Origin of the sequence: Sedimenticola selenatireducens, from assembly GCF_963675335.2 — a bacterium.
Lineage (GTDB): Bacteria > Pseudomonadota > Gammaproteobacteria > Chromatiales > Chromatiaceae > Sedimenticola > Sedimenticola selenatireducens.
The window spans coordinates 1,263,866-1,285,930 of sequence record NZ_CAXXYC010000004.1 but is presented as its reverse complement, the minus strand read 5'-3'; the positions used below and the strand labels follow the sequence as shown (position 1 = coordinate 1,285,930).

The 22,065-nt window shown below is 55.9% G+C and carries 24 protein-coding genes; 15 read left to right on the top strand and 9 right to left on the bottom strand.

Going from position 1 to position 22,065, the window contains the following annotated elements; genetic code table 11:
• Positions 1-3: 3 nt before the first annotated feature.
• From soxA to ACHZBF_RS17120, 3 genes are read right to left on the bottom strand one after another with little or no spacing between them, the layout of a single operon-like run.
• Positions 4-894: a sulfur oxidation c-type cytochrome SoxA gene (soxA, locus tag ACHZBF_RS17130; protein WP_051301799.1), complete on the bottom strand. Its 891-nt coding sequence runs from the start codon at positions 892-894 to the stop codon at positions 4-6.
• Between the two features lie 10 nt (positions 895-904).
• On the bottom strand, positions 905-1,366 hold the full coding sequence (gene soxX / locus ACHZBF_RS17125) for a sulfur oxidation c-type cytochrome SoxX (protein ID WP_245621653.1): 462 nt from the start codon (positions 1,364-1,366) through the stop codon (positions 905-907).
• 9 nt (positions 1,367-1,375) lie between these two features.
• Positions 1,376-2,857 (bottom strand): hypothetical protein, encoded by a 1,482-nt coding sequence (locus ACHZBF_RS17120; protein WP_321529103.1) that lies wholly within the window; start codon positions 2,855-2,857, stop codon positions 1,376-1,378.
• A gap of 719 nt (positions 2,858-3,576) precedes the next feature.
• Between ACHZBF_RS17120 and ACHZBF_RS17115 the strand changes: the two genes are divergently transcribed.
• The 11 genes from ACHZBF_RS17115 (at position 3,577) to ACHZBF_RS17065 (ending at position 12,452) form a co-directional block, all read left to right on the top strand.
• Complete coding sequence (locus ACHZBF_RS17115) at positions 3,577-4,182, top strand: RNA polymerase sigma factor (RefSeq protein WP_051301800.1); 606 nt, start codon at positions 3,577-3,579, stop codon at positions 4,180-4,182.
• Positions 4,179-4,634, top strand: a complete 456-nt coding sequence (locus ACHZBF_RS17110; protein WP_321529102.1) for an anti-sigma factor family protein — start codon at positions 4,179-4,181, stop codon at positions 4,632-4,634. The genes ACHZBF_RS17115 and ACHZBF_RS17110 overlap by 4 nt, the downstream gene beginning before the upstream one ends.
• The gene (locus tag ACHZBF_RS17105) at positions 4,631-5,104 is read left to right on the top strand and encodes a periplasmic heavy metal sensor (protein ID WP_029132234.1); all 474 of its coding nucleotides are present in this window, start codon (positions 4,631-4,633) and stop codon (positions 5,102-5,104) included. Before ACHZBF_RS17110 ends, ACHZBF_RS17105 begins: the two co-directional genes overlap by 4 nt.
• Before the next feature lie 508 nt (positions 5,105-5,612).
• Complete coding sequence (locus ACHZBF_RS17100) at positions 5,613-6,320, top strand: P-loop NTPase family protein (protein ID WP_029132235.1); 708 nt, start codon at positions 5,613-5,615, stop codon at positions 6,318-6,320.
• Positions 6,321-6,507: 187 nt separating this feature from the next.
• The gene (locus tag ACHZBF_RS17095; protein ID WP_029132236.1) at positions 6,508-7,230 is read left to right on the top strand and encodes a DnaJ domain-containing protein; all 723 of its coding nucleotides are present in this window, start codon (positions 6,508-6,510) and stop codon (positions 7,228-7,230) included.
• A 309-nt stretch (positions 7,231-7,539) separates the two neighbouring features.
• Complete coding sequence (locus ACHZBF_RS17090; protein WP_029132237.1) at positions 7,540-8,259, top strand: SIMPL domain-containing protein; 720 nt, start codon at positions 7,540-7,542, stop codon at positions 8,257-8,259.
• A gap of 158 nt (positions 8,260-8,417) precedes the next feature.
• Positions 8,418-9,014 carry a YhgN family NAAT transporter gene (locus ACHZBF_RS17085; RefSeq protein ID WP_037374631.1) on the top strand — a complete coding sequence of 199 codons (597 nt, stop codon included), beginning with the start codon at positions 8,418-8,420 and terminating at the stop codon, positions 9,012-9,014.
• 116 nt (positions 9,015-9,130) lie between these two features.
• The gene (locus ACHZBF_RS17080) at positions 9,131-9,646 is read left to right on the top strand and encodes a hypothetical protein (protein WP_029132239.1); all 516 of its coding nucleotides are present in this window, start codon (positions 9,131-9,133) and stop codon (positions 9,644-9,646) included.
• A gap of 238 nt (positions 9,647-9,884) precedes the next feature.
• Entirely contained in the window at positions 9,885-11,219 is a 1,335-nt protein-coding gene (locus ACHZBF_RS17075; protein ID WP_321529101.1) for a sensor histidine kinase, read from the top strand.
• A 71-nt stretch (positions 11,220-11,290) separates the two neighbouring features.
• Positions 11,291-11,653, top strand: a complete 363-nt coding sequence (locus ACHZBF_RS17070; protein ID WP_321529100.1) for a thioredoxin family protein — start codon at positions 11,291-11,293, stop codon at positions 11,651-11,653.
• Between the two features lie 133 nt (positions 11,654-11,786).
• Complete coding sequence (locus ACHZBF_RS17065; RefSeq protein WP_051301801.1) at positions 11,787-12,452, top strand: hypothetical protein; 666 nt, start codon at positions 11,787-11,789, stop codon at positions 12,450-12,452.
• Positions 12,453-12,636: 184 nt separating this feature from the next.
• Here ACHZBF_RS17065 and ACHZBF_RS17060 read toward each other — a convergent pair whose 3' ends face one another.
• Complete coding sequence (locus ACHZBF_RS17060; protein WP_029132242.1) at positions 12,637-13,218, bottom strand: NnrU family protein; 582 nt, start codon at positions 13,216-13,218, stop codon at positions 12,637-12,639.
• A gap of 168 nt (positions 13,219-13,386) precedes the next feature.
• On the opposite strand from ACHZBF_RS17060, the gene ACHZBF_RS17055 reads away from it, so the two are divergent.
• Positions 13,387-14,358: a Vgb family protein gene (locus ACHZBF_RS17055; protein ID WP_051301802.1), complete on the top strand. Its 972-nt coding sequence runs from the start codon at positions 13,387-13,389 to the stop codon at positions 14,356-14,358.
• A 31-nt stretch (positions 14,359-14,389) separates the two neighbouring features.
• Entirely contained in the window at positions 14,390-14,593 is a 204-nt protein-coding gene (locus ACHZBF_RS17050; RefSeq protein ID WP_029132243.1) for a hypothetical protein, read from the top strand.
• Here ACHZBF_RS17050 and gorA read toward each other — a convergent pair.
• The 5 genes from gorA to ACHZBF_RS17025 all read right to left on the bottom strand — a co-directional run bounded on the left by gorA (position 14,590) and on the right by ACHZBF_RS17025 (position 19,453).
• The gene (gorA, locus tag ACHZBF_RS17045; RefSeq protein ID WP_321529099.1) at positions 14,590-15,981 is read right to left on the bottom strand and encodes a glutathione-disulfide reductase; all 1,392 of its coding nucleotides are present in this window, start codon (positions 15,979-15,981) and stop codon (positions 14,590-14,592) included. The two genes, ACHZBF_RS17050 and gorA, sit on opposite strands and share 4 nt — an antisense overlap.
• Before the next feature lie 64 nt (positions 15,982-16,045).
• Positions 16,046-16,789, bottom strand: a complete 744-nt coding sequence (locus ACHZBF_RS17040) for a glutathione peroxidase (RefSeq protein ID WP_273440292.1) — start codon at positions 16,787-16,789, stop codon at positions 16,046-16,048.
• A gap of 38 nt (positions 16,790-16,827) precedes the next feature.
• Positions 16,828-17,037, bottom strand: a complete 210-nt coding sequence (locus ACHZBF_RS17035; protein WP_029132246.1) for a DUF2061 domain-containing protein — start codon at positions 17,035-17,037, stop codon at positions 16,828-16,830.
• Positions 17,038-17,181: 144 nt separating this feature from the next.
• Positions 17,182-18,111, bottom strand: coding sequence for a LysR substrate-binding domain-containing protein (locus ACHZBF_RS17030; RefSeq protein WP_321529098.1), 930 nt, complete (start codon positions 18,109-18,111; stop codon positions 17,182-17,184).
• Positions 18,112-18,337: 226 nt separating this feature from the next.
• Positions 18,338-19,453 carry a Glu/Leu/Phe/Val family dehydrogenase gene (locus tag ACHZBF_RS17025; protein WP_321529097.1) on the bottom strand — a complete coding sequence of 372 codons (1,116 nt, stop codon included), beginning with the start codon at positions 19,451-19,453 and terminating at the stop codon, positions 18,338-18,340.
• Positions 19,454-19,616: 163 nt separating this feature from the next.
• On the opposite strand from ACHZBF_RS17025, the gene ACHZBF_RS17020 reads away from it, so the two are divergent.
• Together ACHZBF_RS17020 and ACHZBF_RS17015 are read left to right on the top strand one after the other, a co-directional pair.
• The gene (locus ACHZBF_RS17020; RefSeq protein WP_321529096.1) at positions 19,617-20,168 is read left to right on the top strand and encodes a hypothetical protein; all 552 of its coding nucleotides are present in this window, start codon (positions 19,617-19,619) and stop codon (positions 20,166-20,168) included.
• A gap of 172 nt (positions 20,169-20,340) precedes the next feature.
• Positions 20,341-21,906, top strand: coding sequence for an AMP-binding protein (locus ACHZBF_RS17015; protein ID WP_321529095.1), 1,566 nt, complete (start codon positions 20,341-20,343; stop codon positions 21,904-21,906).
• The last annotated feature ends 159 nt before the right edge of the window (positions 21,907-22,065 follow it).

Below are 22,065 nucleotides of genomic sequence, written 5' to 3'. Positions count from 1 at the left end.
TTGTTAACGGATGGATGGAGCCTTGATCGGATAGCCGTTGGACATCGAGGTGTAAAATACCTCCAGGTCCACGTAGGCAGGATCACCGGGCTTCAGCGGTTTGGCTCGCATCTGTTTCAGGCAGCGCATAAAGCGTTTATGCAATACCTCCACTTCACCCACCGGGCTGCGGTAGGTCGGGTAATGACTGACATCGCCGAAGGGTGTACTGGGAACCTCCCCGCGCAACCTATTGCCCATGATGCTTCCCGGGGTATGACATGAAGCGCAGGCGAAGTTGAGTTGGCCGATACGCTTGTAGAACAGTGTTTCACCCCGAAGGTAGGCCTCCTTCATGGGCCCGGAATCAACATCGATCTGTATCGGGAGTCCATCGCTCAGAGATTTCAGGTACAGGGCAATGCTTGCGTTTACGGGTGATCCCTGTTTGAAGTTTTGCCAGAGCACCTTCTTTGCACAGTGCTCAATACGTGCCTCCAGTGTAAGTACTTTTCCCAGCTTCGCATCGTACATGGGATAGTTGGCCGCGATCCCTTCCAGGGTCGTGGTACCGGCACCCAGGCACGATTTGAATCCCGCTTCCCTGTGCTCCCAAAGGTTGACGAGTTTCTCCCCTTCATCAACAGCCAGGTGTCCGGGGTGAAAGTCGTCCTCGACAATATCCATGTTCTTGCCATTCATTTTCCATTCGTTATCTGAATTGGTCTGGATGCTGGCAAACTGTTCTATTGCCTGGGTGTCTTTCCAGTATTTATAAGTTCCGGAAAAATCGCCCGCAACACCCAATTTTGGATCAATGTCAAATCTCGGATGAGTATTGAAGTCTGTCTCGGCAAGAGCCGGGTAAGAGATAGCGTGTAACGCCGTTACCGCAATTAATGTCAATATTTTCATTATCCGCCCCCTATTTCGAAGACTGGAGGAAAGCGACAACATCGCGAATTTCCTGCTCAGTCAGTATTTCATTGGTCCCCATTGGAGGCATCAGGGTATCCGGACTGCGCCACCGCATGTCATAAACCAGCGCGAAGGTTTCTGCGTCGCTCCTTCCAAGGTTCCCGTAGCTGGTCAAGTCCGGCCCACGGCTGCCGGGTTGTGTACCCCCCTTCATTCTGTGACAGGCAAGGCAGTTGCCGCGGGTTTTTGTAAACGCGATATTCCTGCCCTCCTCGCTGTTGCCGGACAACTCGCCTGACAACGGTTTTTTGACCGGCTTCCTGACCGGTATCTCACCACAGGAGAGGCTGTAACTCAGGCAGGGAAACTTCATCGGAGAGGTCGATGCGCTATTGGTATTAACAGGTTGTTGCACAGTGCCGCAGGCGGAAAGCGTTGCCATCAGTGCGGCCAGTAATATCTTCTTCATCGTACTCCCCTAGAAAATGTGTCGCAGACGCAGGCCAATAACATCGCCGATCGTACTCGTGGAGTTTTCAGCGTTGTTTGTTTTGACAAGGGCATTGTTGATCGCCGCCGGATTGGCGCTGGTCGTGGTCACCGCATTCGGTGCTTCGGAATCCCGGAATACGTAGTTCAGCGTCAGACTGGTTTTAGGTGCAATGTGGTAGGTAGTGCCGAGTGCAAGCTCGGTGATGATTCTTTCATCGGAATCGGACCAGTAGCTGTTATTGATCGTCTCGTACAGCAGGTTGTTTCTTGAATAGCGAACATCGAACTGCCAGTTCTTATTCAGATAGTATCCATATTCCAGCGTCAGGCCTTTGGCCTTGTTCTCTCTCTCGGATGCTATTTGAAACTGCCCGCCGTACGGACAGTCAGTACAGCTCGATGTGGCAGATTGCAGGATCATTCCCTCTGCAAACATCAAGTCCATTCCCAGTCGGTGTTTGTGGCCGGTTTCGCCAAAAAATCGCCCTAATGCCTGCACGCCGAATCCGTAGCGTATCCGGTCAAAGTCCTCGCTCTTGGTCCCCTGGGCATCCACGATATAGTTTCTTACGCCACTCTGGTGATATGCGTAGAACTTGACACCATTCTTCATGGCGCCTTTTCCACCCGGAAGATCATATTCCGAGGAGAAGTAGAGGTTGAGATCCTTTTCATTGTTATTGTCGGAATGATGTATGCCATTGCCGTTACCGATCATTGCAGCATAGGTGTGCGTCCACTTTCCAGTATTGAACGAGTCAAATGCCTGGATGCCCCAGTCACGGCCCACGTCCGAATCATATCCCTGGGTGGAAATGCTGCCGGCATATCCCTGGCCGGCGATAGGATTGGTTCCTTTGGCACTGCCGTTGACAAATCGCTCGACTTGGTCGCGCCTGACGAAGTCGGTTAGATAGATGAAATCCTTCGTTCTAATAGACTCCAACAACTCCTCCGGACCGGGTTTTTTAAACAGCCCTAATCGGAGGCGTGCGCCTGGAATATAGTTTAGCGTTACGCTGGCGTCGGTCAGGGAAACGAGATGTTTACGATTGGTGTTGAGCGGTTCGTAGGTGGCACCGTTCATACCAAAATTCGTAGTAAGGAAGTAGTTGATCTTTCCTGGAATAATGTTTCCCCTGAGGCCAACGACAAAGGCATCCAGGTTGAAACCCTTGTTGTCGTGGTGCAACTCCGGCCCAACCCTGCAATTGTTGACGTAGTAACCGTTATTCAGTCCAGGTCCGCTATTGAGATCTCCCGTGGGCGTACCGTTCGGCCTTGCCATGCCAGAGAGTGGATTACAACCAACGTAGTTGGAGTATTGTAACGAAACGGCACCGAATAAGCGGTGAGATACTTTTTCTGGCTCGGTACCTTGTATAGCAATCCAGTTCGCAGCGAAACTGCCTTGCGAGAACAGCAGTGCCGCAATTCCCCCTGTTATTATATTTGGGACTTTTTTCATCACGCCTCCTTTTTAGTTATTCCTACCCTCTGATGGGGTGGTAGTAACTGAAACGAGCAGGATTAAGAAAAGTTCCTCCAATATTTATCCGGGTGAATGGTTTTGTATTTCCCGTAGTTTGGAATGCAAACACATTTCTTACTAACCGTTTCTTTTTAAAAAATTAACTCTGGTTGTAGCGAGCGTGGTTGAAATCGGATCAGACAAAACTTCTTAACACTTCCATTGCATCGAACCATTTGTCGCCGTGCATAAACAGCCAAGATATATTGATAATTGTCAGTTGGCGGCCGATACGCATTACCAAAACTCCAGGAAAGCGTTTTGGAACCACGTAATTCAGAGAGACTGAAGCACCAGTCCTACTTAGCCTTTCCAACAACGCATTGGTGACGGTATCGTAAACCAGTACATGACGCCGGATCGTTCATTGGATAGGGATACTTGCACCGCATCTAATGATAAATATCAGGCTAAGCGGGCTGTTTTAGAAAGAGCGAAAACGAATTGTTGCCTTACCCAGGTCAGTTTGGAGACACTAGAGAATGTGCGGCATCCGTGTTCATTGGATTGAATGCTGCAAGAGACTAAATACCGATTTTTGAGGCCGGGCACCCTTTTTGACTGGAGAGCGGGAACTTTATGGAGGATGGCTCGTTAGAGTGTTAGCGGATTAAAGGCTCACTGGAAGAGGCAATAACAATACATATTTGGTAACGGTGATTGCTATAGAACACCATATTCCGGGGCAGGCAGACGATTTGCGGCAATTTTCCGATGAAGATTGTGTTGCCTTTTTGAAAGCGGGTAACAGCGCTGCATTTCCAGAGCTAATGCGGCGGTATCAAAACCGGATATACACCTATGTATTACGAATGATCAGCTGCCCGGATGATGCTATGGATATATGCCAGACAACATTTATAAGCGCATATAGAAACCTGGAGAAGTGGCAGCCAAATGCCCTTTTTAGAACATGGCTGTTTAGAATAGCGAGTAATTCCGCCATAGATTATCTGCGAAGAAACAAGTTGTATACTCAAGTACCGATAGAAAGCCTTAACCACACTTTGATCGATGCCATGGATCCGGAGCGTCAGTACATGTCATCGGCACGATGCACCACTATGATCAAACTGATTCAACAGATCCCCCCGGTTTTTCGGCAGGCCCTGCTACTACGCGAACTGGAGGGAATGTCTTATGCGGATATTGCGCAGGCGTTGGACATTAGCGAAGGAACGGTAAAATCCCGGATCGCGAGAGCACGATACGGCCTGGTATCCGGGCTTGATCAGATAGATGATGTAGAGAGTAACCAATGAACAGAAACAGTTGCCCGGATTTTGAGACACTTTCTGCCTATGTGGATCATGAAATGAGCGGGAGTGAGCTGGAGGCGATCAGCAACCACGTGGCAGAATGCGTATATTGCAGGCGACACCATGATCGACTTGTTCAATTGAGCAATGAGTTTTCCGCCATGCAGGCAGAATCTACTGGAATAAACATTATTCCGGAGATTCAAGAGCGGTTAAATACGAAACCTGGTCTACGGCGGCCCGGAAATTGGCTAAATGGTCGGTTGTTATCCTATGGACTGGCTGCATCATTTGCTCTTGTTGTCGGTATCAATCTGGGAAATCATATTGTAGTTGACGAAGTAAAGGTCGATCTCACGTTTACACAGGCAGCACAAATGGCGCCGTTCTCTTTCATCCCGCCTGGAAGCATCAACCTGGAACATGCCACATGTTTTATAGGAAAGCGCATATGATCAAGCGTTATATAATGCCGGTGATCTTGGTACTGTCACTGTTTATCAATGTTGGGGTCATTGCATCAGTTGTTGGCCGAACGGCGGGTGACTTGTTTGGTGCAAAGGCAATACAGCACGGGCATACTGCCTTGGCTAACCACCTTGAACTCGACCAGCGGCAGTTTTCTCAATGGAGAAGCAACGAACAGGTATTTCTAAGCGAACTGAAAAACTCATGGGCAATTATCAGGAACAATCGCGAACTGATGATACGCGAGATATTTTCTGATGACCCGGATATTGCCGAAATTGAGTCCCTGCGCGATGAGATAGCCGAGCAACAATCGATACAACAACATGTGGTTATAGACCAGTTGATGCGTGAACGACAGATACTGAACCAACGGCAACGCAACATGCTGGAGGACCTGCTCATTACCCAGTACCCCCTGGCTTCAATCGAACAGATGATGATCAGGGAGGAATGAATATCAAAGGATCGACAGCATCCGGTAGATCCGACGGATACTGAAAAAGCGTGTCATAGCTGGCCAGATGACTGCCGGGCGGTCGGCCAGTCAACGGCGGAATACAGATACGATCGGACAGATGTCTTTAAACGGGCTTTGATAATTCGGCGGTTTGCCGGCGTCGGGTAATTCCCAGAGAACTGGAGTAAGAAAAGTCACCTGCCCCTCCCTATGCCCGGCCATGCTATACCCTGCCGGCCACCAACCATCCAGAAAACAACATGAACAGGACTGGCATGCTCAGCTTGACCTGTAGAGAAACCAAGCCAAACTTAAGGACAAGGATCGGATGATTTTCACATCAGATGGGATCGACTCAGCCTGAGTGGCGATTTGGCGGCTGACAAGAAACGGGATTATCGATGCACTGTAGTGATAGCGCCAACCCGCTACCGCGATTGGGATAATTCCAATTGGATTCTGTTGCGATGAAGTAGCCGTTGAATTCAGATACACCGAGAGGGTAATGACAAAGGATAAGCTCGTAAAAAGATCCAGCCGTTCGGAGGTTGACGCATTTTTGCATAAAGTGGCCACAACGCCGGCCAGGAAGCCGGCGAGCCGAACTGGCCGACTGATATTTGCCATGGATGCCACGGCCAGCCGGGAACCCACCTGGGACCAGGCCTGCCATATACAGGCCCAGATGTTTGAAGAGACCGCGGCGCTCGGCGGCCTCAGCATCCAGTTGTGCTACTACCGGGGATTCAACGAATTCAGCGCCAGTGAATGGTTGTCCAATAAAACGGATCTGCAGCATCGCATGATGGCCGTACGCTGTCTGGGGGGGCACACCCAGATACGCAGGGTTCTGCAGCATGCAATTACTGAAACCAGGCAGAAAGAGGTGGATGCGGTGGTATTTGTGGGAGACTGCCTGGAAGAGGAAGTTGATGAACTTTGCCAACTGGCAGGTGAACTGGGCTTGCATAACGTGCCGGTGTTCCTGTTCCAGGAGGGGGATTACGTGGTTGCGAAACGCGCATTCAAACAGATAGCCCGGCTGACCGATGGAGCCTATTGCCCGTTCGATGCCAGTAGCGCCCAACAACTCCGAGACCTGCTGAGCGCGGTTGCCGTCTACGCGGCGGGAGGGCGGCGGGCACTGGAAAACTTCAGTAAGGCACGCGGGGGAATGACCAGGTTATTAACCCGCCAGATCAATAAGGGCTAGTGGGGCGCGTATCTGAGCCTCCATGCCTGCAGGCCGTAAACTCGCCGGTCGTCATCCATACGCCAGTGGAAAACACGAGCTTTCCGCTCGGCCAATCGTTAGAATATTTCAACTAAGGGGCGGTGGACCGCCTTATTAAATTGGATATCCCATGGATATCCGTCGGCAACAAGGCGTATAAGTGCCCGTGCGTATACTGATTATTCTGGCGGCGATTGTCGGTTTATATGTCGCGTATCGCTGGTTTTTCAAACTACCCCCCAAAACCCGGCTGCAGGCGGCCGCGGTGACCCTCGGCATCCTGTTCATCGGACTGGCGGCAACCGGTCGCCTGAACTGGGTGTTCGCACTGGTGGGCGCGTTATTGCCGTTTGCCCGACGTATGATTTCACTGCTGGGTTATCTGCCATTTATCCAGCGCATCTACAGGCAGTTCAAGAGCGGGCAAGCCGGCCCGGGACCATCTGCCGGACAGCAGTCAATCGTCGAAACCCGCTTTTTAAGAATGACCCTGGATCACGATACGGGAGAGATGAACGGAAACGTGCTGGAAGGTGCCTTTGCCGGCAGGAGTTTGAACCAGCTCACGCTCGATCAACTCCTGGAACTGCTGACCGAGTGTACCCGGGAAGATGAAGAGTCTGCACAACTGTTGCGCGCCTATCTGGGCCGGGTCCATGGTGATGAGTGGCAACAGTCGCAAGCGGACTCCCAGGCAGCGGAGGTCTCCGGTGGGATGACGCATCGCGAGGCGTATGAAATTCTTGGACTGGAAGAAGGTGCAGATGAGGAAGAGATCCGGGCGGCACACCGCAGCCTGATGCAGAAGCTCCATCCCGATCGCGGCGGCTCCACCTACCTCGCTTCAAAAATCAATCGGGCCAAGGAGGTTCTGCTGGGTAAACAGTAGTACGCCAACGGCCCGGGTAAGTCAGAGTGCCGGAGGTTTGACAAGGCGGTCGTGTCATTTGTCCTGTTCAGCGACGGGTGGAGGAAAAATCCTGAATTGCCCTGTTGGCGAAACATTCGTGAGATAGATATAGTCAACGAATTGAATCGTGAAAAAATCACCAAGAAAGTTGATATTTTGAAAATTTACACGGCTATTATATGGAAGGCACCCGCATGGGTATGTTGATGACCAGTCGCTGGTCGTGGCTGGTCGGCACCGGATTGTCAGGATTCGGGTACTGCATTGAAATGCATCAAGGAGAATCAAGTGCAAACAGCTGGTAAGGCCGGCGCCTTTATATTGGGTGCTTTTATATTCGTCGGATTGTCTGCTTTGGGTTATCTGTTAGGTAATGCCGCGATTGAATTCAAGCAGTACGACCGAAGTGTGACGGTTAAAGGATTGTCAGAACGTGAATATGACGCCAATATCGTCATCTGGCCCATTCAGTTCTCCGCAGCAGGAAATGATCTGGAAAGCCTGTACGATTTACTCGAGGAAAATACTTCAAAAATCAGAAAGTTCCTTGTTACGAACGGGATTGGCGCAGAGGAAGTGACTTTTACATCACCAGCCATAACCGATAAATCGGCGCAACAGTATGGTAATAATGCCAAGCCGGAGTTTCGTTATACAGCATTTCAAACGGTCACCGTTTATTCAAAAAATATCCACTCCGTACGATCCCTAATGGGTTCATTATCAGCGCTTGGTAAGCAAGGTATTGTCTTTACCGGTGGCAACTACGAGTCACAGACAGAATACATCTTTACAAAGTTGAATGAAGTTAAGCCCGAGATGATTGAAGAGGCCACTACAAAGGCGCGAGAGGTTGCGGAGAAATTCGCATCAGATTCTCAAAGCCGATTGGGAAAAATCAAGAGAGCATCACAAGGACAGTTCAGCATAACTGCACGAGACAAGAACAACCCGCATATTAAGAAAGTTCGGGTGGTGTCCACAGTCGAATATTACTTATCGGATTAAGGATAGAAGGGCCTGTTCAAATGACGAACTTTCCGTCACCCATTAGTGTGCCGAGTAATGAGAAATATTGAAAACAGGTAAAATCACACGCAACGAAATTTGTTTCTCTGCTGCCGCAGAGCAGTTAGGCATCAACCATAATAACCAGGGGGTTCATCTTGAATTGGGGTGAAATCATTTCGGCAGCGGTTACGCTGTTCCTGATTATGGACCCACTGGGTAATGTACCGGTATTTAATGCAGTGCTTTCCAAACTGGACCGGCGCCGCCGCACCGCAGTCGTTGCCCGCGAGTTGCTGATAGCACTGGTTGTCTTGCTGGGGTTTCTGTTTGCCGGTAACGCTATACTCGGATTTCTTGGGTTATCCCAGCCATCGTTGAGTATAGCGGGTGGTATTCTGCTCTTTATTATCTCCTTGCGGATGATCTTTCCGGGTCAGGCAACAGATGATGAGGCTGATTACGCTGATCCATTTATCGTGCCGCTTGCCGTTCCGCTGATTGCGGGACCGTCGACCATTGCCGTTCTGTTGCTCCTGAGTTCCAATCAGCCTGATCAGATCCTTGAATGGAGTATTGCACTGTTTCTTGCGTGGTTTGGGGTAACGATTTTACTCGTGATATCGCCTTATCTGCTTACCGTCATCGGCACCCGGGGGGCGCGGGCGCTGGAGCGCCTTATGGGCATGATTCTGGTTATACTTGCCACGCAGATGCTTTTAAATGGAATACGGGATTTCGTTGAAAGCTTCTGAGGAGACGTGGCCGGCTATCATTTCAACCATGGAGTGTTATAAAAACCTACACTGGCTATGTGAAATGTACATTTATTCGACACGATGACATACAACAATCGATCACAATCAAGACCATGCCGGATAATGAAACAAGTAAACAAGAGAAAATTCGATTAGAGCATCAGGCGGCTAAGATTTTCATGCGCTGGTATGAACATGACACCGGCAAACCGATTCGGCACATCTGGCACAACCGGCCGATAAAGCCCGATGTATCCTGTCAATTTGAAGGTGAGCGGCTGGATCTGGAAATTGCCCATCTTTATGGTACCGAGCAGGAGGCCATGAAAATTCTCGGCCGAAACCTGAGTGATAAAACCCGGCGGGAATTGCGCAAGTTGGAAAAGGAAACGAACCCTCACCATCGCCTGCTGAATGCACTTAACCGTATACTGAGTAATAAATCCACCAAACGCTATAAAACCAAACGGGTGTGGCTGGTTATCCGCAACGCCCATCCGTCATGGCATTCGGATGACATCACAGCATTACATCATCATATTGACGTGCCTGTGGATCATCCGTTCGAGCAAATTTGGATCGTTGGCGATTTCGCGGGAAAGAGCGGTATTGTACAGTTGTATCCTTAGTGAACAGGCTAACTATTCATTCAGGGATTAGCGGAACAGATATATCTATCATGCACAGTTGTTCTAGTTGTAAGATCAAGAAAACATTAACGGCTGACTCTTGTCAGCCAATGGCTGGGGATGCCTCCTAAAAGAGCAGCAATGTACCAAGTGGAAATCCGCCCTATTGCCGAATAATTCAGCATCGGAAGCAGGCTGATGCACTGTCTGCGTCATTTATCTGCCGGGAATACAGCGCATGCCTAAATACCAACCGTTCAAACTACTACCGTTTTTTTCTGTAACCAGTTTGCTGGGTATTGTTGTCGCCGCAGCACTGGTGACGCTGCTGTACCGCCAGACCGCCATAGCAGAGCTGGTGGACCTGGGCGAACAACAAAATATTGGTCTGGCGCAGACTGCACTCAATTCGGTGCATGAACAACTCGCCCTGTTTCTGCGTCGTGCCAACACGGGGTCGCAGGCCACCGATACCGAGATAGAGACACTGGAGGCGAAGCTGAAAGCCGTTCTGCGCAATACCAGCGTGGTGCGAATCAAAGTCTACAACCAGGCCGGAATCGTCGTGTTTTCCACCAAGCGGAGCCAGATAGGCCGAGATCAGAGTGACAATCCCGCTTTTGTTGTGGCACGGGGTGGGGATATTACCAGTAAGCTTATCTTCCGTGACCACTTCAATTTCTTCGATCAGGAAACGGAAGAGGACAATCTGATTCAGACCTATATGCCAGTAGGCCGGGACTCGGACGCTGCGGAAATCGGGGTGTTCGAAATCTATACCGATGTCAATCCGCTGGTGGCTGATATCTCGCATATGGAGGTGCTGATTGTTATCGGCACCGGGACGATCTTTTTACTGCTGTATGCCCTGCTGTTGACCGTGGTGCATCGTGCCGGTCGTATTATCGCGCGTCAGCAACTCACTATTGCCGAGCGTAATAAAACCCTTGAATTGCTCTCTGCCCAGTTGCTCGATGCACAGGAGACTGAACGCAAGCGGGTTGCGATCGAACTGCACGAGGGAATAGCGCAGACCCTGTCCGCCATCAAGTTTCATCTTGAAATCGCCGAGCAGTCAGCGGCCAACGGTGATGAGGGGCAGGCCATGAAACTCGATGGGCTGGTGAAGGTAATACAGGGCACGATTCAGGAAGTGCGCACCATGGCGATGCAGTTGCGTCCGCCCAGCCTGGATGATCTGGGGATTGGAGCTACCCTTAGCTGGCTGTCGCGCCAGCTGTCGGAGATCTATCCGGAAATTTCCGTCGAGGCGCAGGTAACCGTTGACGAGGAGAGGATACCGAGACAACTTCGGGTGGTTGTGTATCGCACGGTGCAGGAAGCACTGGCGGCGATGACCCGATGCAACGTGCCACGGACGATACAACTGGTATTGCGTGAATCCGGTGCGCTATTGCGGCTGGAGATTACCGACTCCGCCATGTCCGCAACTGCGCCACTGGAACCGGATCTGTCGATAGCCAGCCAGCGTATTCTGATGTCCGGTGGTGTGTTTACCGTACAGGCAAACCCATCCGGCGGCGCCGTTCTGAGTGCCGAATGGGACCTCTGATACCAGCGCCATTGAATATCCCGGCGTTGCGCGGGAGACGGTAGCAGTTTGGCAGTCACGGGAGTACCCATATGTCTCTTGAAAAACAGCTATCGCACTCGATGGAGATCCTTTCCACACCGGATAAATTTCAGCAACGGAAGCAGGCTGGCGCACTGTTGGTCCTGTTCGGTGGTGCCCATTGCGGCGTCTGTCAGGCGATCAAACCAAAGATTGAACAGCTCGTATCCGAGCGTTTTCCGGAAATTTTACTGGCGTATATTGATTGTGAGCAGAGCCCGGAGATCTGCGCTCAGGAAGGGGTATTCAGTCTGCCGGTGCTGAAGCTGTTTATTGACGGGCAGATACACCTGGAGCTGGCGCGGAATTTTAGTTTCCAGGAACTTTGCTCGCGAATCGAACGCCTTTATGAATTGTGGATGACAACCCGATAGAGTGCCAGCGTTTGGTTCGGATTGCAGTGTCATCGGGAGCGCCGGGGATGGAGCTGCTAAACTCAGGGATAACTCCGTACATTCAGCAAGAACAAGGCCGCAATGGCTTTGCCCGTGCGCGTGTGGGTATGGCATGACATCAGAAACTCAATTATCGATCCGATCCACCCGGCGGATACGCATTGTCAAGGTCAGCCTGCTCTTTGTAATACTGATTGTACTTCACTTCACCGGCGAGTGGCTGGAGGAGTGGATCGATCAGCAGATTATTCCCCAACACGGGCAGCTGCTTGATCTGTTAATGCTGGGGGTTGTGCTGATCTATATTCTATTGATGGCGGCACCATTCATGCCGGGTATCGAGATTGGTCTTGGCCTGATGATGCTGTTTGGCAGTAAAGGGGCTGCGCTGGTTTATCTCTCGACCTTGGCGGCGTTGTCGATCAGTTACCTCGTGGGGCGGCGTATCCCGCCCGGGCTAGTGTGTCGATTTCTTCAGTGGCTCCACCTCGACAGGGCGTGCGCGCTGGTGCGGCAGCTGGAACCCCTGCGCCGCGCTGAGCGTCTCAAACTGCTGCAGGATAGACTGCCGGACAAGGTGGCGCTGTTTCTGGTTAATCATCGTTATCTGACTATTGCAGTGGCTCTGAATATGCCGGGAAATGCGCTGATTGGTGGTGGCGGTGGGATCGGTCTGTTGGTGGGGATGAGCAGGATTATCCCCTATTGGGGTTATCTCATGTTGTTGGTCGTGGCGGTCGCCCCCGTTCCTCTATGGTTCTATCTCAATGGTGGATAGCGCCTGCTTTGGTATCAGCTTCCACATTAGAGATTTCTGCGGTCTTCCTCTTCCGGTGGTGGCTGTTTCCGGTGCATCAATACCCGTGGTTTAAGCAGGAGTGGCAATAAGCCGACGAGATACCCGGCGTGCATCTTTTGAACCCAAGCACATAGCTCGCGGCTGACGGTGAGATCGGCTCTGTTCAGAACGTTTGAACAATCGGTGCTACGCCGAATAGCCAGCCGTGCAGCCAGAAAAGGAAGCTGACGTAGAGTGCCAGACCGGCCAGTAGGGCGATGAGATCATTCCAGGCGGAGGGCGGTGCTCCCAGGAGCGGGCGCTGCACCCGCTGCCGCATGGAGAGCCGGTCGGCGATTGCCCAGATTAGAAAACAGCCGAACAGCAGCAGACTCGCCAGGGTGCCGGTGACCAACAGGTGAGCCAGGGCCCAGAGCAGGGTCGCCAGCAACATGGGGTGTTTGACGGCCGCGCCGATGCGGCCGGGAAAATAGGTGGCGACCAGTAGCGGGAACACCGGCAGCATCAGCAGCAGATTCGCCGACCGGGCCCAGGGTGGTGGCGTGTACAGTGGGACCGGCGTCTGCTGCGCCAGGCCATAGCCCCAGACGATAAACACCAACCCGGCCAGTGCCACCAGGCCATAAAGTCCCTGCCAAACCGTCTCCCCAAGCTGCGCGGCCATGCGGTTGCGCCAGGGCTCGTTGATTATCGAGATCGAATGGCTGATGAAGAAAAGCGCGAGTCCGGCAATCAGCAGCGTCATGGGATAAACCTCAGCAAGAATACAGTTATTAACTCTAGCAGCTCGTCGGCGTAGGGCCAGTGTGGCGTTTGTCTGGTGAGACCACGCCTGTCGCCTGCGGCAGGGCTGTTTGCGGGAGAGATCTATACTCTGAAGAGATTATCAGTTCGTTAGAATGGAGGTGTGGCTATGTTCCCGCGACAAGTGGTCAATGTGGTGGTGCTGTTGGTGCTCACCCTGTTGGCGATGGCGGCAGCCGGGGCGGAGGTGGAGGAGTTCATACTGCCGGATGGGGATCACCCGCACGACGTGGCCCCGGCGGCGGATGGCGGGGCTTGGTACACCGCCCAGCGCGCCGGAGCCCTGGGCTGGCTCGATCCGGCCAGTGGGGCTACCCGACATATCCCCCTGGGCAATGGGTCGAGCCCCCACGGTGTTATCGTCGGCCCTGATGGCGCCCCCTGGATCACCGACTCGGGACTCAATGCCATTGTTCGGGTCGACCCCCAGACCGATCGGGTCCAGCGCTTCGCGCCGCCCTCCGGGACACCTTATATGAATTTGAATACCGCCACCTTCGATCCGCGGGGGATTCTCTGGTTCACTGGCCAGGCCGGTTACTATGGTCGCCTCGATCCGGCCAACGGAGAGATGAAGGTATTCGAGGCGCCACGCGGGCGCGGACCCTATGGCATCTGCACTGGAGCGGATGGCAAAGTCTACTACGCCTCGCTTGCCGGCTCGCACATCGCCCGGGTTGACCCCGATACGGGGGCGGCGGAGGTGATAGAGCCGCCGACACCGGGACAGGGAGCGCGGCGGGTCTGGGGCGACTCGAAAGGTCACATCTGGGTCAGTGAATGGAACGCGGGTCAGCTCGGGCGTTATCACACCGCCACCGGGCAGTGGCGCGAGTGGCGGCTCCCCGGTGACCGCCCGCGGGCCTATGCGGTCTATATCGATGTGGTGGACCGGGTGTGGCTGTCCGATTTCGGTGGCGATGCCATATGGCGCTTTGATCCGGATGGTGAGAATTTCACCCGGTTTAGTCTGCCGAGTGCGAATGCCTCGGTACGTCAGATCCACGGCCGCGAGGGAGAGGTCTGGCTGCCACAATCGGCCAATGACAAGCTGGCGGTGATTCGCACTGCTACCGAGTAAGGGTTGGAATGCGACGGGCTGTATCGACACCATGAATACCCTTGCGGTGGATGAACTGGAGCGGCGTAAGCGGGTGTTCACCCGGCCGGTGCTGAAGTTGTTCATCGAGGGTGAGCGGCAGATCTATCGTCGCTACGGCCTGTGGCCGGCGTCACGGGATGAGATGCAGCCCGGGAAAAAGGAAACGGGCGCCTCCCTGCGCCCTTTGCCTACCCCGTTTGCCCACCTGGTTTAGCTGGCCTCCCGCCACTCCACCCCGGCTTCCCGCTGCACCGGCTCTTTCAGCGTCACCAGCTCCTCGGCGCTGGTGGGGTGGATCGCCATGGTGGCGTCGAAGTCGGCCTTGGTGGCCCCCATCTTCACCGCTACCGCGAAACCCTGCAGCATCTCGTCCGCGTTGTCGCCGATAATGTGAATGCCCACCACCCGCTCATCCTCGCCGGCACACACCAGCTTCATGGCGGTAGTGTGCTCCTGCGCGGAGAGGGCGTGGCGCATGGGGGTGAAGCGGCTCTCATAGACCGTCACCTGGCTGTAGCGCTGTCGAGCGTCGGGTTCACCGAGCCCGATCGTGGCCACCGGCGGGTGGGCGAATACCACGCTGGGGATGTTGTCGTAGTCCACCCGGCTCTCGGGCCGGCCCGCGAACAGGCGTTCGGCCAGCTTGCGCCCGGCAGCGATGGCCACCGGGGTCAGGGCCATGCGCCCGGTGATGTCGCCGATGGCATGGATGCCGGGCACGTTGGTGTTCTCGAACCCGTCCACCGGGATGAACCCGCCCCGCTCCGCCTTGACGCCGGCCGCCGCCAGGTCGAGATTGCCGGTGTTGGCCGCGCGGCCCACCGCCCAGATCACCTGGTCGAAGCCGTTCAGGGCCTGGTCACCCTCGCCGTATAGGGCGATGCCGTCATTGCAGCGCTCCAGGGCGTTGACCTGGAAACCGGTGTGGACCGAGATCCCTTGCCGGGTCATCTCCCGGGTCAGCACCTCGCTGATCATGGGGTCGAAGCGCTCCATCAACTGCGTTTCCAGGGCCACGATAGAGACCTTTGAGCCGAGCGCCCGCAGCAGGCCGCCCAGCTCCACCGCGATGTAGCTGCCGCCGATCACTGCCACCCGCCGCGGCAGCTCCTCAAGCTGGAAGAAGCCGTCCGAGGTGATGCCGAGCTCGGCCCCGGGCAGGGACGGTACGATCGGCTTGCCGCCGGTGGCGATCACGATATGGGGGGCGCTGTACCGCTCACCGTCCACCTCCACGGATTCAGCGTCGACGAAGCGGGCGAAACCCTGGATCCGGTCGATGCCGCTCTGCTCCACGTGGCCGTCCCAGTAACGGTTGATGTTGGCGATGTACTGCTCGCGGCCTTCCACCAGCTTCTGCCAGTCGGTGGCGGTGCGCCGGGCCGGAATGCCAAAGTCGACGGCGTCGTCCACCGCGTGGGCCAGCTGGGCGGCGTACCACATCACCTTCTTCGGCACGCAGCCGTTGTTGACGCAGGTGCCGCCGATGCGGTGTCCCTCTATCAGGGCCACCCGCTTGCCGAGCTGGGCGGCCCGCTCGGCGACCGCGAGACCGCCGCTGCCGCCACCGATGGCGATCAGGTCGTAATCCTGTCTGTTCATGGCGAGTTCCTTGATAGTCTGATGAGGGGGGCGGCCCGTCAGTCGGGCCACCCCGGGGTTGTTGTCAGGCCGCCTTGGCCTGGGCCATGTAGGCCTCCAGGGCCTCCGACCCGCCAATGTGCTCACCGTTGATGAACACCTGGGGTACCGTGGACTGGCCGGCGACCGCCCTCAGCGTTGCCTCGGTGTAATCCCGGTTCAGCACCAGCTCTTCGAACGACAGGCCGGCGTCATGCAGCATCCCCTTGGCCCGTACGCAGAACTCGCATCCCGGACGGGTGAAGATGGTGACGTCCTTCGGCTTCTCCGCGTTGGGGGCGATGTAGTCGAGCATGGTGTCGGCGTCGGAGACCTCGAACGGGTCGCCCGGCTTGTTCGGCTCGATGAACATCTTCTCCACCACGCCGTCCTTCACCAGCATCGAGTAGCGCCAGGAGCGCTTGCCGAAGCCCAGCTCCTCCTTGTCCACCAGCATCCCCATACCCTCGCTGAAGTGGCCGTTGCCGTCCGGGATGAAGGTGATGTTGTCGGCATGCTGCTCCGCCTTCCACTCGTTCATGACAAAGGCGTCGTTGACCGAGACACAGATGATCTCGTCCACGCCCTGGGCCTTGAAGGCCGGTGCCAGTTGGTTGTAGCGCGGCACGTGGGTGGAGGAGCAGGTCGGGGTGAAGGCGCCCGGCAGTGAGAACACCACCACGGTCCTGCCCTTGAACAGCTCGTCACTGGTGACATCCACCCACTCGTGGTTCTGGCGGGTGCGGAAAGTGACCTGGGGTACGTTGTTGCCTTGGCGATTCTCAAACATGATTTTCTCCGTTTCGTTCAGTTAAGGGTTTGTCGGTTTCAAGCAAAGTGGACGGTGTTGCCGACGTCGCTCCCGGGCGTCTGCTGCCACCGCTTCCAGAACAGTTCATGGAGGTGGTAAGCGACCGTGTTGATGGCCGGTTCGACCAGGGCGATGGCGCCCCCCACCAACACGCTGCCGGTCATCAGGTAGGCCACCGAAAAGGCGACGCTGAAGTGCACGGCGGCAAAGGTGAATGTCTTGGTCATTGGCTTACCCTCCTGCCAGCGTTGCTTGTTTGCTGACGTTGGAAGGATTATCGGGGTTGGCAGTAAATTGGTAAAATCGTTAGTAACTGTTTTATCGATAGGTAATACCTATCATTATGCGAACGGCGGAGCGGGCCTTCGGGGTCAGGCCTGTGACGGGTCGAGCGGGGTGACGGTATTGGGAAGGTTGTCGAGGATGACGGCGGCCAGGGCCCGCAGCGCGGCCTGGCGCGGGAAGCTGTGGCGGTAGACCAGGGCCACCTGGCGCGAGGCGTCCGCCGAGGCCAGGGGTTGGGCCACTACCCCGCTGCCGCTGGCCCAGGAGCCGCGCATGGCCAGGGCCGGGATCAGGGTGATGCCGTAACCGGCGCCCACCAGCTGAATCAGGGTCTCCAGGCTGGCTGCCCGCAGGTCCGCCATCTCCCCCTCGCTCTGGCGCTGCTGCAGGTGGCACACCGCCATCGCCTGGTCGGCCAGGCAGTGGCCCTCGGAGAGTAGCAGCAGGTTTTCGCTGTCCAGGTCGGACTGGGTGATCTTCTCCCGGGTGTAGAACGGATGGTTGCGCGGATAGGCGACCCAGAACGGCTCGTCAAACAGGGGCAGGGTATCCAGGTCGGGCGAATCCGCCGGGGTGGCCAGCAGCGCGGCGTCGATCTCGTGCCGCTGCAGGCGCTGCAGCAGGGTCCCGGTCATCTCCTCCGACAGCACCAGCTGCATCTGCGGGTGGCGCTTCTTGAGTGGCGCGAGAATCAGCGGCATCAGGTAGGGACTGAGGGTGGGGATGGCGCCGATGCGCAGGGGCCCGGCCAAGGGGTCCTGGTGGCGCTTCGACACCTGCTGGATCGCCTCCGCCTGCTCCATGATCTGCCGTGCATGGTGCAGGATCTCCTGGCCCACCGGGGTGATCGCTACCGAGCGGTTGCTGCGTTCGAATATGGTTACGCCAAGCTCCTCCTCCAGCTTCCTGATCTGGCCGCTGAGGGTGGGTTGGCTGACGAAGCAGTGCTCCGCCGCCCTGCCGAAGTGCCGGGTTTCAGCCACCGCGATGATGTATTTCAGGTCCCGCAGGTTCATGAGTTTACCATCGATGAAATCGATGATTTGAGTATATATGACTGGTACGGCTTATCAATCGGCAGAGTCGGGGTTCTTCTCCCGCTTCGCACGCATTATGCAGAGGTTGCTGAAGTGCAGCAATTGCGAAACAGTGTCGCCGGCCAGCGGTGTCTCGTCACACAGGTATGCGTTGCTTTGGCAAAGGGTCGTCACGTGCTGCGGTCCATTACCGTGGCCGGTGCCATCAGAACAGGTTCCAACGCCGGGTCGCCATCGCCCCCTGGACCCGTTCAACGGCCATCGTTTCCGCCGCCTGGCGGGGTGGAACCTGCTGTGATCCTGCCCGCTCCAGCACCTCCCGGGTGTTGTTGCCCACCTTCTCGGCTATCGCCTGGAAGGCAGCGCCCTGGCTCATGTGCCGGTACTCCATGGCGCCGCAGATCACGCCGCCGGCGTTGGCGATGAAATCGGGGATTACCAGCACGCCGCGCTGGTGCAGACGCTGTTCTGCCTCCCGGGTAAACGGGATATTGGCGCCCTGCACCACCAGCCGGGCGTCCATCTGGTCCACGTTGCCGCCGTGTACCACGTCCGGGCGCGCTGCCGGGATCCAGATGTCGCAGGGGACACCCACTACCGCATCGCCTTGCAGTTTCTCCCCTTGCGGGTATTCGTTGACCCCGCGCCCGTCACTTTTCAGTCTGATCAATTTCTCCAGGTCAAGTCCGCCGGGTGAATGGATCGCGCCACGGGAATCGGCCACGGCCACTACCACAGCGCCCCTCTGCACCAGGAAACGTGCCGCGTGGATACCGACGGAACCAAAACCCTGGATCACCAGCCGGGCACCATCGAGGGTGAAATCGACATACTCCATGGCGGCATCCACGGCGCTGCTCAACCCCCAGCCGGTAGCACCGAGCTCATCCAGCGGGATGCCACCAAGGGCCCTGGGCAGTCCCACGGCACGGCCACCCAGCTCATCCTGGACCCAGGCCATGCAGGTCTCGTCGGTACCCATGTCGGGGCCGAAGATGTATTCGTCGTTGCCCTTGAGCGCACAGGCGAAGGCGCGAATCAGCTGCTCCTTCTCCTGCAGTGGCATGCGGGGATCGCCGAACAGGACCGATTTGGCGCCGCCGTGAGAGAGTCCGGCGGCGGCATTCTTCAGGGTCATGGCCCGGGCCAGCCGGGCGCACTCCCCGGTACTCACATCAGGTGCCATGCGCAGGCCGCCGATCGCCGGGCCGCAGGCCACGTTGTCCACCACCAGGATGCCTTTAAGCTGATGGGTCGGTTCATAGACATGAATGATCTTGGCGGGTCCCAGTTCATCCGCCTGATCAAATGCTTCGCTCATGACCGTGGCCTCCTATTGTCAATGTAAGTAAAGCATAGAATATACATCTGCCGTCCCGTTCGGCGTTGGCGATGGGATTTCATGTGATTCTGATCGTATACTTTAATGAAACCCCGTCCGATCTGTTCTGTCTACGGATTAGAGCCAACACGAGAGGCGTAATATGAACACCCTGATGAAACCGGGCCTGGTCCTGGCCGCGCTGTTCCTTCTGACCGCCTGTACCCAATCGTCTATCCGGGATCCGGCCTCGCCTTTTTACCGGGTCCCGGTGGGCAGCCAGTTAACCCTGAATCAGCCGCTGGAGATCAGGCCGGGGCATACCCGGGTATTTGTCCAGCGTGGTGTGGTGACCGATTTTTCCGATCTGAATCAGTACTGGCCCAGTTGCAGTTTCGAGGTGCGGGATCTGAAACAGGAACCGCAGCAGATAGCGCCTGATCGTTTTACCGTGCGCCGGGTTCAGCAGGGTCAGACTGCGATCGTTGGACAGCCGCATTTGCAGGTTGCCAGCCTGGCTCTCTCCCTTAGACATTCGGATGGCGGGCAACCCACGGTGGCTCGCTATTACGATCTCTGGCTCGCGTCCGATAAGCAGCCCAATGTGATGCGATTGCGCTGTTTCGATTCGATGGCCGATCTGACAGAGGCAAATCTGCCGCTGTACATAGAGATCGAGGCGGCACTGGGTGCTATCGCCACCATCGAGCCCTAGAGAGAGATGGGTAAAGAGTTCCGGTGTTAGAGGGGCCCATCAACATTGGTTTCTGTGGTAGATTAGCCGGTAAGACCTGTGCTGTTTTCAGCCCCCATTCGCTGCTTAGTGGGTTAGCGTAAGGGGCTGTTTCAGGGGTCACCGTTAACCGAGTGACAGGCCAGCCCCAGAGATGTTGATTACCGAGATTTTATCCCGCAACGGACGTATGTATGCCGACGAGATTGCGCTGGTGGAGCGTGATCCCGCCGCTAACAGCCGACTGGAGATCAGCTGGCGTGCATTTGACCGGGAGGCAAACCGCTTTGCCAATGCCCTGATCGCACGGGGCGTGAAACCGGGCGACCGGGTGTTGCATCTGATGATGAACTCCATCGAGTGGTTGCCCTGTTACTTCGGCATATTGCGTGCAGGCGCCATCGCTGTCCCACTCAATTTTCGCTTTGAATCCGAAATTATCCAGCGCTGCAATGAGATTGCCGAGGCCAGCGTGCTGCTGTTCGGGCCGGAATTTATTGAGCGCATAGAGGCGGTGAAACCGGCGCTTGATCGAACCATCCGCCACTATGTCTATATCGGACCGGACAGTGACTGCCCTGCGTTCGCCGTTGGCTATGCCCGGTTTGTCAGCGGAGTTGCCGACGAGCCACCCGAAATCCGATTGGAAATCACCGATAACGCGGCGCTCTACTTCACCTCCGGGACTACAGGCTTGCCCAAGGCGGTAAGCCTGACCCATCGCAACCTGGAGCACGCCTGCTATGTGGAGAACCAGCACCATCGGCAGACCCATGAAGATAATTTTCTCTGTATCCCGCCGCTCTACCACACCGGTGCCAAGATGCACTGGTTCGGAAATTTTGTGGTTGGTGCCAAGGCGGTGCTGCTGAAAGGCGCGCGGCCGGAGTGGATTCTGGAGGCGGTCTCCGAGGAACAGGCCACCATTGTCTGGCTGCTGGTGCCCTGGGCCCACGATATCCTGATCGCCTGGGAGAATGGAGAGCTCGATTTCGGTCGCTATCGGCTGGACCAGTGGCGACTGATGCATATCGGCGCCCAGCCGGTGCCTCCCAATCTGATCAAGGCGTGGCGCAAGCTGTTTCCGCACCACGATTACGATACCAACTATGGCCTGACCGAGAGCAGCGGCCCCGGTTGTGTCCATCTCGGCATGGGTAACGGTCACAAGGTCGGTGCTATCGGCAAGCCCGGGTTCGACTGGGAGGCCTGTATTGTCGACCAACAGGGCAACGGGTTGCCCGCGGGACAGGCCGGCGAACTGCTGGTGAAAGGTCCCGGGGTGATGCAAGGCTATTACCGTAATCCGCAAGCAACCGCCGAGACTATCCGTAACGGTTGGCTGCATACCGGCGACATTGCGCGGATGGATGAAGAGGGCTTCATCTGGCTGGTGGATCGGAAGAAAGACCTGATCATCACCGGTGGTGAGAATGTCTCGCCACTGGAGGTGGAGCACTATTTTCTTGAACATCCGAGCATTCAGGATATTGCCGTGATCGGTACCCCGGATCAGCGCCTGGGAGAGCTGGTCACGGCGATTATCCAGTTCAAGGAGGGGCGCAGCCTGACGGAGCAGGAGCTGGTGGCCTATGCGGAGCGGTTGCCCCGATACAAGCGACCCAGACGCTTCTATTTTGATAATGTGCCGCGCAACGCCACGGGCAAGATTGAGAAGCCGCTGTTACGCGAGCGTTATGGAGTGGCGGTTGAGATGTAGCGGCGACCCCTGGAAATTCGCAGCTGAAGCCGCTCCTGCCGATACGGCTGGTCGCCGGTGTGGGTTTGATCTGTAGGAGGCCCGCTCCGGGCCGAATTCGCGGCGAGGGCGCCGCACCTACCGGGCAAATCGCCAAGCCTGATCGTCGTTGGGACAGAG

Bases quoted from the DNA above. Each gene is read 5' to 3' on its own strand.
- soxA (WP_051301799.1), bottom strand. From the start codon at position 894: ATGAAAATATTGACATTAATTGCGGTAACGGCGTTACACGCTATCTCT.
- soxX (WP_245621653.1), bottom strand. From the start codon at position 1,366: ATGAAGAAGATATTACTGGCCGCACTGATGGCAACGCTTTCCGCCTGC.
- ACHZBF_RS17120 (WP_321529103.1), bottom strand. From the start codon at position 2,857: ATGAAAAAAGTCCCAAATATAATAACAGGGGGAATTGCGGCACTGCTG.
- ACHZBF_RS17110 (WP_321529102.1), top strand. From the start codon at position 4,179: ATGAACAGAAACAGTTGCCCGGATTTTGAGACACTTTCTGCCTATGTG.
- ACHZBF_RS17105 (WP_029132234.1), top strand. From the start codon at position 4,631: ATGATCAAGCGTTATATAATGCCGGTGATCTTGGTACTGTCACTGTTT.
- ACHZBF_RS17100 (WP_029132235.1), top strand. From the start codon at position 5,613: ATGACAAAGGATAAGCTCGTAAAAAGATCCAGCCGTTCGGAGGTTGAC.
- ACHZBF_RS17080 (WP_029132239.1), top strand. From the start codon at position 9,131: ATGCCGGATAATGAAACAAGTAAACAAGAGAAAATTCGATTAGAGCAT.
- ACHZBF_RS17075 (WP_321529101.1), top strand. From the start codon at position 9,885: ATGCCTAAATACCAACCGTTCAAACTACTACCGTTTTTTTCTGTAACC.
- ACHZBF_RS17070 (WP_321529100.1), top strand. From the start codon at position 11,291: ATGTCTCTTGAAAAACAGCTATCGCACTCGATGGAGATCCTTTCCACA.
- ACHZBF_RS17065 (WP_051301801.1), top strand. From the start codon at position 11,787: ATGACATCAGAAACTCAATTATCGATCCGATCCACCCGGCGGATACGC.
- ACHZBF_RS17060 (WP_029132242.1), bottom strand. From the start codon at position 13,218: ATGACGCTGCTGATTGCCGGACTCGCGCTTTTCTTCATCAGCCATTCG.
- ACHZBF_RS17055 (WP_051301802.1), top strand. From the start codon at position 13,387: ATGTTCCCGCGACAAGTGGTCAATGTGGTGGTGCTGTTGGTGCTCACC.
- ACHZBF_RS17050 (WP_029132243.1), top strand. From the start codon at position 14,390: ATGAATACCCTTGCGGTGGATGAACTGGAGCGGCGTAAGCGGGTGTTC.
- gorA (WP_321529099.1), bottom strand. From the start codon at position 15,981: ATGAACAGACAGGATTACGACCTGATCGCCATCGGTGGCGGCAGCGGC.
- ACHZBF_RS17040 (WP_273440292.1), bottom strand. From the start codon at position 16,789: ATGTTTGAGAATCGCCAAGGCAACAACGTACCCCAGGTCACTTTCCGC.
- ACHZBF_RS17035 (WP_029132246.1), bottom strand. From the start codon at position 17,037: ATGACCAAGACATTCACCTTTGCCGCCGTGCACTTCAGCGTCGCCTTT.
- ACHZBF_RS17030 (WP_321529098.1), bottom strand. From the start codon at position 18,111: ATGAACCTGCGGGACCTGAAATACATCATCGCGGTGGCTGAAACCCGG.
- ACHZBF_RS17025 (WP_321529097.1), bottom strand. From the start codon at position 19,453: ATGAGCGAAGCATTTGATCAGGCGGATGAACTGGGACCCGCCAAGATC.
- ACHZBF_RS17020 (WP_321529096.1), top strand. From the start codon at position 19,617: ATGAACACCCTGATGAAACCGGGCCTGGTCCTGGCCGCGCTGTTCCTT.
- ACHZBF_RS17015 (WP_321529095.1), top strand. From the start codon at position 20,341: ATGTTGATTACCGAGATTTTATCCCGCAACGGACGTATGTATGCCGAC.